11 protein-coding genes are annotated in these 12,370 nt (G+C 64.5%); 3 read left to right on the top strand and 8 right to left on the bottom strand.

From position 1 onward, the window contains the following. The first annotated feature begins 163 nt into the window (after positions 1-163). Positions 164-841: an OmpA family protein gene (locus AABB87_RS21740; protein ID WP_341973404.1), complete on the top strand. Its 678-nt coding sequence runs from the start codon at positions 164-166 to the stop codon at positions 839-841. 84 nt (positions 842-925) lie between these two features. Here AABB87_RS21740 and AABB87_RS21745 read toward each other — a convergent pair whose 3' ends face one another. The 7 genes from AABB87_RS21745 to AABB87_RS21775 form a co-directional block, all read right to left on the bottom strand. Continuing rightward, positions 926-2,146 (bottom strand): MFS transporter, encoded by a 1,221-nt coding sequence (locus AABB87_RS21745; RefSeq protein ID WP_341973405.1) that lies wholly within the window; start codon positions 2,144-2,146, stop codon positions 926-928. Further along, a complete protein-coding gene (gene rmuC / locus AABB87_RS21750; protein WP_341973406.1) occupies positions 2,143-3,882 on the bottom strand; it encodes a DNA recombination protein RmuC in 1,740 nt (579 codons plus the stop codon). The genes AABB87_RS21745 and rmuC overlap by 4 nt, the downstream gene beginning before the upstream one ends. A gap of 41 nt (positions 3,883-3,923) precedes the next feature. Continuing rightward, entirely contained in the window at positions 3,924-4,904 is a 981-nt protein-coding gene (locus AABB87_RS21755; protein WP_341973407.1) for a 2-hydroxyacid dehydrogenase, read from the bottom strand. A 13-nt stretch (positions 4,905-4,917) separates the two neighbouring features. Then, positions 4,918-5,613 (bottom strand): nitroreductase, encoded by a 696-nt coding sequence (locus AABB87_RS21760; RefSeq protein ID WP_341973456.1) that lies wholly within the window; start codon positions 5,611-5,613, stop codon positions 4,918-4,920. Positions 5,614-5,645: 32 nt separating this feature from the next. Then, the gene (locus tag AABB87_RS21765) at positions 5,646-6,122 is read right to left on the bottom strand and encodes an acyl-CoA thioesterase (protein ID WP_445944900.1); all 477 of its coding nucleotides are present in this window, start codon (positions 6,120-6,122) and stop codon (positions 5,646-5,648) included. Then, complete coding sequence (locus tag AABB87_RS21770) at positions 6,110-7,147, bottom strand: histone deacetylase family protein (protein ID WP_341973457.1); 1,038 nt, start codon at positions 7,145-7,147, stop codon at positions 6,110-6,112. Before AABB87_RS21770 ends, AABB87_RS21765 begins: the two co-directional genes overlap by 13 nt. A 189-nt stretch (positions 7,148-7,336) precedes the next feature. Then, positions 7,337-9,412, bottom strand: a complete 2,076-nt coding sequence (locus AABB87_RS21775; protein WP_341973409.1) for a S9 family peptidase — start codon at positions 9,410-9,412, stop codon at positions 7,337-7,339. A 291-nt stretch (positions 9,413-9,703) separates the two neighbouring features. On the opposite strand from AABB87_RS21775, the gene AABB87_RS21780 reads away from it, so the two are divergent. Together AABB87_RS21780 and AABB87_RS21785 are read left to right on the top strand one after the other, a co-directional pair. Beyond that, positions 9,704-10,207 (top strand): TlpA disulfide reductase family protein, encoded by a 504-nt coding sequence (locus tag AABB87_RS21780; protein ID WP_341973410.1) that lies wholly within the window; start codon positions 9,704-9,706, stop codon positions 10,205-10,207. Positions 10,208-10,464: 257 nt separating this feature from the next. After that, positions 10,465-11,412, top strand: coding sequence for a DUF3494 domain-containing protein (locus AABB87_RS21785; protein WP_341973411.1), 948 nt, complete (start codon positions 10,465-10,467; stop codon positions 11,410-11,412). Positions 11,413-11,501: 89 nt separating this feature from the next. On the opposite strand, the gene AABB87_RS21790 is transcribed toward AABB87_RS21785, so the two are convergent. Then, positions 11,502-12,290 (bottom strand): CPBP family intramembrane glutamic endopeptidase, encoded by a 789-nt coding sequence (locus AABB87_RS21790; RefSeq protein ID WP_341973412.1) that lies wholly within the window; start codon positions 12,288-12,290, stop codon positions 11,502-11,504. Positions 12,291-12,370: the final 80 nt, after the last annotated feature.

The raw sequence follows: 12,370 nt of genomic DNA on the forward strand, positions 1-12,370 counted from the left end.
CGCGTCCCCTGCCCTGGCGACGCCGAACGGCCATGGATTTGCGGGGCATCAACGCAAAGGGCTGAGATTGGTTTAGGCTGGCAGCACCCGTACCAAACTGCGGAACATTGCGAGGCCAAAGCAGTCTTTCGGCCACTTCAACGTCCACTTTCAAGGGAAGCCCATGAACACAGATGCACGATCCTTCAAACGCCTGGTGTTGCCCACCACCTTGGCCATCAGCCTGCTGCTCAGCGCCTGCGCCAATATGAGCGCAGAGCAAAAAGGCACAGCCACCGGCGCCGGCATCGGCGTGGCCGCGGGTGCCGTGTTGGGCGGGCTGATTGGCGGGCGCGATGGTGCCACCACCGGCGCCTTGCTGGGCGGCGCGGCGGGTGCCGTTGGCGGCAATATCTGGTCCAAAAAGATGGAGGCCAAGCGCCAGGCGATGGAACAGGCCACCCAAGGCACCGGCGTGGAAGTGGCGCGCACGGCAGACAACCAGCTCAAGCTACAAGTACCCAGCGATATCTCCTTTGACACCGGCCGCGCCGACCTCAAGCCCGAGCTGCGCACGGTGCTGGAACACTTTGGCAACGGCCTGAGCAACGACCCCTCGCTGCGCGTGCGCGTGGTGGGCCACACCGACAGCACCGGCAACGACACCATCAACGACAAGCTGTCGGTGGAACGCGCCAACTCTGTGCGCAACTTCCTGGTTGACCGGGGCATCAGCCCGGGCCGGATCGAGGCCGCCGGCCGTGGCTCCCACGAACCCATCGCCGACAACGCCAGCGCCGAGAACCGCGCCAAGAATCGCCGGGTGGAAATCTTCCTGCGTGAGCAGGACAAGCCGGCATAAAGCAGCGGGAACCTCAGGGCGCGAAGCGATGCTTGCGCCCTGCCCGCTGACCGACGACGCCGCCCGCAGCGGCCTTCGCTTGAGTTATTCCTGCGGCAGCTTGCGGATCACGCTGGCAGGCCATTGAGCCAGCACCAGCAAGCCTGCCATCAGCCACATCGGCGCCGCAGCCAACGTGACGCCTGCCAGCAGGCCAAAGCCCACAGGCATCGCAACGGTGGCGCTGTTGACCACCATCATGCGCAGGCCCAGGGCCTGACCTTGGCGATCCGCTGGCGTGACCTGATGCAGCAGCGATAAAGCCATGGGCTGCACCGAACCCAGCGCCAAGCCCAGCATGGCCGAGCCCATCATCATGCCCGCCGCGCCCGGCAGCCAGGCATAACCCAGCAGCATCACGGTGGCAAGCAGCATGGCGGCGCGCACCGCCTTCAACTCATCGAGTGAATCCGCAAAGCGCACGATGGCCAGGCGCACGCAAGTGGCGGCCACCGCGAACGAACCCAACACCAGGCCGATTTGCGAGGCGCTCAAGCCCTTGGCATGGCCCACCACCGGCACCACAAAGCTGTGCGCGTCCCAGCTGGCCGACAGCACCACATTGACCAGCAGCAGATTGCGCAGCGCCGGGTCACGCAGCAAGTCCCAGGCAGGCCGCGCCTTGCTGGCAGGGCTAACCGGCTTGGGCGGGTGGCGCGGCACTTTTTGCGCCAGCGCCCAGGCAATCAGCGGCAGGGCCAGCGCCAGCACAAAGGCAGCGCGGAAGGAAATATGGTCAATCAACAGCCCCGCCGCCACCGGCGCCAGCGCATTCGACAAAGCCGGCCCCAACGCCACCCAGCTGAAGATGCGCTTGAGTTCGGAGGGCTCATCCGCCATCAGCCCGGCCTCGCGCTGCAAGGCCACGGCGGCCACCGAGATGGCGCCGCCGCTGAGCAAGCAGCTGAAGGCAATGCTCCACAGCGACTGCCCCAGCAGCGCCACCACCGCGCCGGTGAAGGCCATCAACACACCGATGCCAACGGGGCGATGAAAGCCGTGTTTATCGGCTTGGCGCCCGGCCCACAGCGAGAGCACGATGGGTGCCATGGCGAACAGGCTCAGCAAGACGCCCACCGTCCATTCTCCATAGCCCTGCTTGAGCGTCCACAAGCTGGCGGCCACACGGGTGACAGCCATGCAGGCATGCACGGCCACCAGAGTGGCGATCAGCCAGGGGAAGGCACGGCGCAGATCATGCGGCGGCGGGACAGCTCCGGCAGCTTTGGCCCCGGGGGCGGCTTCAGCGGGATCGGCATCACTCACATGTCAGCCTCATCAGCCCCGGCATCAGCACCGTCCAAGGCGTCGGCCGGCAAACCGAGCTTGAGCAGCTTGCTGGCGGCCTCATCGGGCAGCGACTCCACGCTGCGCAGCTGGCGCGTCATCGCGCGGGTGCGGGTTTCGGCCTGGTCGATGGTGTTGCTGGCTTCTTGCAGCTTCTTCTTGGTCTTGGCCAGCACATCGCCGAACTTGCCAAACTCGGTCTTCACCGCGCCCAGCACCTCCCAAACTTCGGCCGAGCGCTTCTCCAGCGCCAGGGTGCGGAAGCCCATTTGCAAGCTGGTCAGCGTGGCCAGCAAGGTGGTGGGGCCCACCAGCATCACCTTGTGCTCGCGTTGCAGGCTTTCCACCAAACCAGGGCGGCGCAGCGCTTCGGCGTACAGGCCTTCGGTGGGCACGAACAGCATGCCGAAATCGGTGGTGTGCGGCGGGGCGATGTACTTCTCGCGAATGGTCTTGGCCTCGGCGCGCAGGCGCAGCTCGATGGCTTTGGACGAGGCCTCGACGCCGGCCACATCGGCGCGGTCCTGGGCTTCGAGCAGGCGCTCGTAGTCTTCACGCGGGAATTTGGCGTCGATGGGCAGCCACAGCGGCGCGCCGTCTTCGCGCTGGCCCGGCAAGGCAATCGCGAACTCAACCCGCTCGCTGCTGCCGGGGATGGTGGCCACATTGCTGGCGTACTGCTCGGGCGTGAACACCTGCTCCAGCAAGCCGGCCAGCTGCACCTCGCCGAAGATGCCGCGCGTTTTCACATTCGTCAGCACACGGTTGAGCGAGCCCACATCGCGGGCCAGGTTCTGCATTTCGCCCAGGCCTTTGTGCACCTGCTCCAGCCGGTCGGCCACTTGCTTGAAGCTCTCGCCCAGGCGCTGCTCCAGCGTGGCGTGCAGCTTCTCGTCCACGGTGGCGCGCATCTGCTCGAGCTTCTTCTCGTTGTCTTGCTGAATCGCCACCAGGCGCTGCTCCACCGAGGCCTGCACCTGGGTCAGGCGCTGGTCCACCGTGGCGCGCATCTCGTTCAGGCGCTGTTCATTGGCCTGCGACAAGGCCTTGAGCTGGGCGCTCATGGTGTCAGACAGGCGCTGCATCGCCTCCAGCTGCGCTTGCACGCTGCGCTGCGCCGCCTGGTCTTGCGCCTCACGCGCGGCCAGGGCTTGGGTGTTAAGGGCTTGCGTGGTGGCTTGCAAGCTAACGCTCAAGTCTTGCTGCATGCCGGCGAGCTGCAGGCGGAAGGCCTCGATCTGCTCGTTCTGCGCACGGGCGATCTGCTGCATGGCGTCGAGCTGGGTCTGCGCGCTGCGTTGCTGGGCTTCGTCCTGCGCCTGGCGGGCCGCCAGGGCTTGGGCATTCAGCCCTTGGGCGGTGCTCTGCAAGCTGTCGCTCAGGCCCTGCTGCAAGCTGCCGAGCTGCAGGCGGAAGCTGTCAATCTGCTCGTTCTGGGTGCGGGCCACATCGCCGCCCTGGTTCAGCAAAACTTGCTGGAACTGGCTCAGGGTTTGCAGCAGCTCTTGGCGCATGCCGCTGGCGTTCTGGCTGAGTTCGTGGCGCAATTCGCGCTCCAGGCGCTCACTCGATGCTTGCACGATAGGGCTGAGCTGGGCGCCCATATCAACACCCTTGTCCTCACCCCGGCTGCTGGCCTGCCACCACAGGCTCACGATCAGCAACACCAACACCAGCGCCAGCAGCGCCAAGATCACAATTTCAACAATGCTCATGCCGCCATTGTCTCAGGCGGCACCCGCTTGGCCTGAAATCATCAGGCCGCCAACTCGCGCCCATTCACCGCCGTCAAGACCTGGCCCCCGGTCAGCGCCGCGATCAGGTTGTCAGCCGCCAGATTGCACATGGCTCGCCGGGTGGGCACCGAGGCACTGGCGATATGGGGCGTCAAGACCACATTGTTGAGCGCCAGCAGGCGCGGGTTCACCGTCGGTTCGCCTTCGAACACGTCCAGACCCGCTGCGGCCAAGCGGCCCTCGCCCAGCGCCTGGGCCAGCGCGTCTTCATCCACCACGCCGCCACGCGCGATATTGGTCAGGGTGGCGCTGCGCTTCATCAGGGCCAGGTCTTGCGCCTGGATGAGGTGGTGCGACTCGGGCGTGTAGGGCACGACGATCACCATGTGGTCCGCGCGGCTCAGCAGCTCTTGCTTGCTGACCCACTGCGCGCCCAGCGGTGCTTCTTGCTCAGGGCTAAGGCGGCTGCGGTTGTGATAAATCACCTGCATGCCAAAGCCCAGGGCACCACGTTTGGCAATGGCCTGGCCGATGCGGCCCATGCCCAGAATGCCCAGGGTGCTGCCGTGAATATCGGCGCCGGCAAAGAGATCCACCCGCCACTGGGTCCAGTCGCCCCGGCGCAGGAAATGCTCGCTCTCGCTGATGCGGCGGGCGGCCGCCATCATCAGGGCGAAGCCAAAGTCGGCGGTGGTTTCGGTCAGCACATCGGGCGCGTTGGTCAGCAGCACGCCGCGCGCCGTGCAGGCCGCCACATCCACATTGTTGTAGCCCACGGTCATCAGGCACACCGCCTTCAGCTCCGGGCAGGCGTCCAGCAGTTCAGCCGTGATCTGCTCGGTGCCCGAGGCAAACAGGCCTTGCTTGCCGGCTAGGCGGCGCTGCAGTTGCGCGGGCGTCAGCGGTTCGTTTTCGTCGTACCACTCCACCTCGAAGTGCTCGCGCAGGCGCGCCACCACGTCGGGAAAAATACGCCGGGCGATCAGGACTTTGGGCTTCATGCGCTGCACCCGTTCAAGCCAGAAAGCGGGTGAACTCGGCCACCGCAGCGCGCTCGGTCACCAGGCTGTTTTCCACCGCGGCCGGGTCGGCAAAGCCCAGGGCCATGCCGCACACCAGCATCTGCGTGGGGGCGAGCTGCAGCTCATCCGCAATCAGGGCGTGGAATTGGGTGAAGGCGGCTTGCGGGCAGGTGTGCAGGCCCCGGGCGCGGGCCGCGATCATGATGTTCTGCAAGAACATGCCGTAATCCAGCCAGCTGCCTTGCTGCATCACGCGGTCGATGGTGAAGATCAGGCCCACCGGTGCGTCGAAGAATTGGTAGTTGCGGCCGTGCTGGTGCTGCATGCGCGCCTTGTCGGTCTTGGCAATGTCCAGCAAACCGTAGAGGTCCCAGCCCACTTTGCGGCGGCGGTCAATATAGGGCGAAGCCCATTGCTGCGGGTAGTAGGCGTATTCCTCCTGGTGCGCGGCGTTCTGGGCTGGGTCCAGATAGGCGGCCAGGATGCGGTCGCTCAGGCGCTGCTTGGCCGCACCCGTCAGCACATGCACCTGCCAGGGCTGAGTGTTGGTGCCGGAGGGCGCACGTGAGGCCACGCGCAAGATGTCTTCCAGCGTTTCACGCGGCACCGCCTCGGGCGTGAAGGCGCGCATGGAGTGGCGGGTTTCAATCGCGGCGTCCACAGCGGCCGTCTCGGCGGGCGTGGGCATGGCAAAACGTTGGGCTTCAGGCGTAGGCGTTGTCACAGGGTCAGTCCTTTCAAAGCACTCAGATAAGCATCAGGCAATTGGGCTACCGGCCGCCGGTTCTGGCGGTCCACATAAACATGCACGAAGTGCCCGCGCGCGGCGCACAGCGCGGCGCCTTCGGCGAACAAGCCGATCTCGTAGCGCACGCTGGAGCGGCCCTGGCTGTGCACCCGCAAGCCGGCCTCGATGCGCTGCGGGTAGGCCAGGGAGTCGAAGTAATTGCAATGCGTCTCCACCACCAGGCCGATGACGGCGCCGTGGTGCAGATCCAGCGCGCCGGCTTCGATCAAGTATTGGTTGACCGCCGTGTCGAACAAGCTCAGGTAGACCACATTGTTGAGGTGGCCGTAGGCGTCGTTGTCCATCCAGCGGGTGCTCAGCAGTACAAAGCGGGCGTAGCTGTCGCGGCCGTCGGCCACGGGGCGGGGATTGTTGTTGGTGCTGGGTGCGCTGGCGGTCATGGCTTGCATTCTTGCATTGGGTTCGGATTGGATGGCTCGCCTGGGCTGGCGGGCAAGGCATTGGCGGAATTCGGCTCATCCCCAGGCTGCCACCACTGCTGCCAAAGTTGCCAGCTGCGCGCCGCCGCCTCCAGCGTCGCGACCTGGCAGGCCACCGTGGTGCTGAGTTCGCGGCCGTAGCCGCCGGCCATGCTCAGGGCCACCGGGATGCGGCGCTGGCGCAAGAAGTCCAGCACCTGCTGGTCACGCGCCAGCATCCCGGCGCTGGTTAGTTTGAGCCGGCCCAGCCGGTCGCCCTCATGCGGGTCGGCCCCGGCCAGGTAAAACGCCAGCTGGAATGGCCCGGCTGCGTCGATCTGGCGCAGCGCCGCCGTCAGCGCGGCCAGATAGTCGCCGTCGCCGCAGCCATCGGCCAGCTCCACATCAAGGTCGCTGGGTTGCTTGCGGAAGGGGAAGTTCTTGGCCCCGTGCATGGAAAAGGTGAACACGCTCGGGTCATCCCGAAAAATGGCTGCCGTGCCATTGCCTTGGTGCACGTCCAGATCGATCACCAGCACGCGCAGCAGCCGGGCGTTGGCGCCCTTGTTGGACTCACGATGCCATTCCGCCTGCATCAGCCGGGCGGCCACCGCCACATCGTTGAAGACGCAATAGCCCGAGCCCTTGTCCGCCTGCGCATGATGGGTGCCGCCGGCCATATTGGCGGCCACGCCCTCGCCCTCAAACAAGGCCGCCCGCGCCGCCATGATGGTGGCGCCCACCGAGCGGCGCGAGCGCTCCGCCATCTGCGGCGACCAGGGGAAGCCAATCTCGCGCTGCTGCGCGGCGCTCAAATGGCCCTGCAAGACAGCGTCCACATAGTCCTGGGTGTGCGCCAGCGCCAGCTCGCCCTCACTGGCGGGCTCGGCAGGCTGCATGCGCAAGAGCCCCGGGCTGGCCTCGAAATGCTCACGCAGCAAACGGTATTTGGACTGCGGAAACGGGTGGCCGGGCGGCAGGGCCAAACTGAAGGCATCGGAATGAAAGGCGCGCATGGGGACAGACGATAGCCGGAACTGCGGCTGAGGGTCTGTCATGCCGGCGTCATTGGGGCGGCTGTAGCTGCAGGGGGTCCGGGAGGTCAGTGCCCACCCTTCAAGGAAAGCGCCCCTGGGTCATGACAGACCCCAGGGGCGCGGATCACCGCCCATGAGCGAGCGGTGATAGGCTACTGGCCTTGCGACTTACTTCTTCGCCGCAGCCTCCAGCCCCGGCACATGCTCTGCACCCGTCACGATCTGCGCAGTCGATTGGCGCACGGTTTCGCCCAAAGGCTCGACGCGGCCGCCCAGGCATTGGCCCAGGAAGCTCTCGGCCACGGCGTTGAAGCCGATGCGGTTATTGGGCTTGTTGAAGCCATGGCCTTCATCGGGGTAGAGCACATAGGTGACCGGGATCTTCTTGGCCTGCATGGCCTGAACGATCTGGTCGCTTTCGGCTTGCTTGACGCGCGGGTCGTTGGCGCCTTGGCCGATCAGCAGCGGGCGCACGATCTGGTCGGCCTTGTAGAGCGGCGAGGCGGCGCGCAGGATGGCTTTGCCCTCCTCGGTCGTCGGGTCACCCATGCGGCTATACATCTGCTTCTTGCCGGCTTCCCAGTACGGGGGGATGGTGCCGAGCAGGGTTTCCAGGTTCGAGGGGCCGACGATGTCCACCGCGCAGGCGAAGGTGGTGGGCGTGAAGGCCACACCGGCCAGGGCCGCGTAGCCGCCATAACTGCCACCCATGATGGCGACCTTGTCCTTGGTGGTCACGCCTTGCTTGATGGCCCAGTCCACCGCGTCCAGCAGGTCGTTGTGCATGGCCAGGCCCCACTGCTTGTTGCCGGCATTGAGGAACTTCTTGCCAAAGCCTGTGGAGGCACGGAAGTTGACCGCCAGCACGGCATAGCCGCGGTTGGCCAGCCACTGGTGATAGCCGTTGTAGCCATGGCCGTCACGGGCCCAGGGACCGCCGTGCACGAACAGCACCAGGGGCACGGGCTTGTCGGCCTTGCCATCACCGTTCTTGTCGGCATCCTTGGGCAGGGTCAGGTAGCTGGGCAGGATCAGGCCATCGCGGGCCTTGATTTCCACACCGTGCATGTCCACAAGCGGCGCGCCCTGCAGCTCGGGGCGGGCGACGTAGAGCGCCTGCAGTTTTTTGGCCTTGCGGTCGTAGAGGTAGGTGGCTGCAACCTTGGACACCGGGTCGATGCCGACGATCCATTTGTCGTCGTTGCGGGTGCGGCTGGCGACGTAGACCTCGCCCTTGCCCAGCTGCTTCTGCAGCCAATCGAAATCGGCCTGGAGTGTTTTGTCCAGGAACTTCCATTCGCTGTCCAGGTACTCGACGGCATAGGCTTGCACCACGCCGCTGGCCGGGTCACGCAGCGTGGCGCCCAGGTCGGCGCGGGCATCTTGTGCCAGCACGGTGCGCTTGCCGCTGGCCACGTCTTCGGCGATCACGGCAGTGGTGTCGGTCTCGCGGGAGTCCATCCAATACAGGGTCTTGCCGTCGTGGGTAAAGCCCAGGGGCGAGGTGCTGCTGTTCTCCAGATTGGTACTCAGACTGGGTTTGTCTTCGACCTTGCCGTCTTGCACCTTGAAGAAGTCCATGCCGCCGGCGCCGTTGGGGCGCATGGCCAGGCGCAGGTTCAGATCGTTGTCGGCCTGGAAGCCGGCAAAACCATCCGCCTGCATCACCAGCTTGAGCTCACCGGTCTTGAGGTTGAGCAGATGCACATCGTGCCAGCGCGGGTCGCGGTTGTTGATGCCGATCAGGATTTCATCGACACGACGGGTCGAGAAACCCGTGGGGCGCACGCGCACCTTGTCGAAGGGCGTGTAGTCGCGCTGGGCGCCGGTCTTGATGTCCACGCCGTAGAGGTGGAAGTTCTCGTCGCCGGCGTTGTCTTTGACGAACAGCACCTGCTGGCTGTTGCCGGACCAGAAATGACTCGGGATCGGGCGGTCCTTGGATTCGGTGATGGACTTTGCCGCCTCGGGCTTGTCGGCCGGCGCCACCCAGACGTTCATCACGCCATTCACGGGTGCCATCCAGGACAGCCACTGGCCGTCCGGGCTCAACTGGGCGCCGCTCTTGACCGGGTTGCCAAACAAGGCAGAGCGGGCGATCAGCGGCGTTTCGGCCGCCAGACTGTCGGCCTTGGCTACGGGCGCGGTGGCTGCATGCGCGGCTGTCGCCAAGGATGCGGCCAGCGCCAGACTCAGCGGCAGCAGGGAGAGGGGAGCAAGACCGAAAGCGCGAACAGGAGTCATGGATGAGCACCTCATGAGAAGGAATTGAGACCCGCAGCATAGACCTCAGCAAGGCGCAGCTGGGGCGGGCTGCGACGGGCAGCGCAGGCGGTGGCACGGCCTGCGCCCAGGGCGGATGAAGTGCCGCCGGGGGAGTTCCGCAGGGGGACTAGAGCGCAAACGGCACTGCAAGCAGCCTCAGGGGAGGCACGGATCCCGAGGTCCGGTCTGGGGGCAGGCCTCCCAGATTTGAGCGAACCAAGTGTGCAAAATGCAAGACCTGACCCCATCTCGCCATCTCTTGCCCCCCGAATGAATACACCACGACTCGCCCGCCTTGTCATCACAATGCATCTCGCGGCCCTTCCCCTTGGCGCCATGGCGCAGTTGCAACTGGGCGAGAAAGCCCCCAACGAGTTGGGCAGAGCCAAGAACGGAGATCTAGTTCGCATCCCAGACAGCCCTGCTCAAGTGCATGCCGTGACCTTCTGGGCGTCTTGGTGTGGGCCTTGCCAGGTTGAACTGCCAATGCTTGAAAAGCTGCAGCGGGTACTTGGCCCCGACAAGCTGCGAGTGATCGCAGTGAACATTGAGGATCGGGATGTGTTTCGCAAGGTCACCCGCGACATGGCCGACTGGAAGATGACCCTGAGTAACGACCCATACAAGACCGCGCAGAAAACCTACAAAGGCGGGCCGATCCCGCACCTGACGATTATTGGCCGTGATGGCATGGTCAAAAAGGTCTTCATCGGGTACTCGGGGGACGAGCTAAAGACCGTAGTAACTGCCGTCGTCGACGCCATCAACGAGTAGGCTCAAGCCCAAGCCCTCCGTCTGCACGGGGTCGCTCTCCGCACGGGGTCAGGTCTCCCAAATTGCAGCGAACCCATTGCGCTGAAAGGGCGGCCCGCCTTCATCTCAGACCCCATCTCGCTGGCGCTGCAGCTTCACGCGGGAACCGCTTGTGTATGCCAACGCACAGACCTGATTTATGTGCGGTTTATGGTCAGCAGCGTGCATGCCGCTGATTCGCAGCCGGCGCATCTCAGCAGCAAGGGAGTGGTCACGTGATGAACATCAATTCGAAGATCAGCATGCCGCCCAGGAGTCGCGCCCTTGGCACCAACTTTGCGACCTCGGCGCTGCTATTGGCGATGGTCGGCGCAAACTCCGCCATGGCCTTGCCCTTGTTGGGCACTGACTTGTCCACTTTCACGGTGCTGGGCGCAGCCACGGTGACCAATGTGCCCACCAGCACCATTTCCGGCAATGTCGGCGTGTGGTCAAGTGGCGGGGCCAATGCCATCACGGGCTTTTTGTCCTCTCCGGGCCTTGCGGTCGCCGACCCGCAAGTGACGAGTGGTCTTGTCCACGCGGGGACTGCAGGCGCCGCGGCTGCACAGGGCCAACTCACCTCGGCCATCACCAATCTTTCCTCCCTCGGGGTCGGCACCCTGTTAGGCGCCGATCTGGTTGGCATGACACTCACTCCTGGCGTCTACACCGTGCCGGCCGGCACGAGCAATTTGTCAGGCGCACTCATTCTGGACGGGCAAGGCAATGCCAATGCGGCCTGGGTGTTCCAGATGGCCAGCACCCTCATTACCTCAGCAAACTCGGTGGTCAGCGTCACCAATACCGGACAGGGTGCAGGCGTCTTCTGGAACGTAGGCAGCTCGGCCACGCTGGGCAGCAATACGAGTTTCATGGGCAATATCCTTGCCGTCGCCAGCATCAGTTTGAATACAGGGGCAAGGGACAGCTGCGGGCGCGTACTGGCCAAGACGGGCGCGGTGACCTTGCAGATGAATACGCTTTCCAATAGCTGCACCGGCTTGCTCAGCGGCAGCGATGGCCTCGGCGGCGGGCTTGACGTCACGACCAGCCCTGAGGGGATAACTTCAGTGGCCTTCCTGCCCTTTGCGCCTATCACCCCCAACGTCCCCGAACCGGCCAGCCTTGTGCTCTTCGGCATCGGCTTGTGCGGCATCGGTGCGCTCCGTCGCCGGCGGGGCTAAGTCATCACGTCACGGGTCAGGGCTCAGGCCTTCCAAAATGCAGCAAACCAAATGTGCAAATTGGGAGCGCTGACCCTGCCACCACACCCTCAAGCCTTCCCCATCAGCCCAGCGAAGAGCAAGCCCACGCCGAACAGCAGCCAGTCATTCACGATATGCGCGCCGGTCGAAACCCAGATGTTCTTGGTCAAGATCCAGGGCAAGGTGAGTACCAAGCGCGCAGAGCCGATCACGACGATGCACTGGATCAGGTTCCAGTCATAGGTGGGCAAATGAATCAGGCCAAAGAGCAATGAAGAGATCAGCCATGCGCTGATGATGGCGCCCTTGCGCCCGGCGCCGAAATGGACCGAAAGCGCCTGCATCAAGGCCAGAAAAGGCAGCAGCGTGAGAAGCTCTTCGCCAAACAATTGAGGCACGGTTTTGGCAAAGAAGGCCATGCGTCCCGCTGCGTCCATAGAGCCCAAGAGCTGCGCGGCGCCATTGGGCGTGACTTCCGTCAGCACGCTAACGATGGCACCGATGCTCATGCTGACAACGATGTTTAGCAAAGCAAAGCCAAGCATCAAGCGCAGTTCGCGCACGCCCACCTTGCCGAAAATCACGGTCCAATGTTTAGGCGCAACATGCGCCAGCGCCACCATTGGCAATACCGGAAACAAAACGGCCGGAATCAGGGCCCCGAGCACCCCACCGGGCCAAGGAATCGGCAAGACCAAGACGAGAAAACCGGCCGCGACCGCTCCCAGGACGAACAACCACTGCCGAGCTGAAATCGTCGTGGGTGCATCGTTGTAGAACGGAAAATCGCCGACGGGATCTTCCAGTCGCCGAAGTCTGTGTTCAGACGCAAGTGGGCGTGAGGTGTCCAAGGTCACGAGGGTCTTCCTTCTGTTCTAAGTTGATTGGGGCCAGCAAGGGGTCAGGCCGCCCAAATTGCATCAAGCCAAACTGCACA

The organism is Roseateles sp. PN1 (assembly GCF_038419725.1).
Classification (GTDB): domain Bacteria; phylum Pseudomonadota; class Gammaproteobacteria; order Burkholderiales; family Burkholderiaceae_C; genus Paucibacter_A.